The sequence below is a fragment of the Pseudoalteromonas sp. SR45-5 genome (genome assembly GCF_014163565.1).
In the GTDB taxonomy this organism is placed as follows: domain Bacteria; phylum Pseudomonadota; class Gammaproteobacteria; order Enterobacterales; family Alteromonadaceae; genus Pseudoalteromonas; species Pseudoalteromonas distincta.
This window is the reverse complement of the sequence record NZ_JACJDN010001034.1, coordinates 1-316: the sequence shown is the minus strand read 5'-3', so window position 1 is coordinate 316 and position 316 is coordinate 1. Positions and strand designations below refer to the sequence as shown.

Here is a 316-nt window from a genome sequence, read left to right as displayed (position 1 = left end):
AGGTAAAAGTAAAAGAAGGTGCTAAAGAGCGTCTACAGGCCTTTGAAGGTGTTGTAATCGCTAAGCGTAATCGTGGTCTTCACTCAGCATTCACAGTTCGTAAAATTTCGAACGGTGAAGGTGTTGAGCGTGTATTCCAAACGCACAGCCCTCTTATTGATAGCGTAGCAGTTAAGCGTCGCGGTGCAGTTCGCCGTGCTAAGCTTTACTACCTACGTGAGCGTTCTGGTAAATCTGCACGTATTAGAGAAAAACTTAACTAATACGCGCTGTTTATCAACGCAAAAAAACGGGTTGCATCCTTCGGGTTGCAACC

At 45.3% G+C, this 316-nt stretch carries 1 protein-coding gene; it reads left to right on the top strand.

What is annotated here, in order from left to right; translation table 11 throughout:
- A partial coding sequence (gene rplS, locus H5072_RS20860) for a 50S ribosomal protein L19 (protein WP_182694683.1) occupies positions 1–263 on the top strand: 263 nt, incomplete at its 5' end.
- Positions 264–316: the final 53 nt, after the last annotated feature.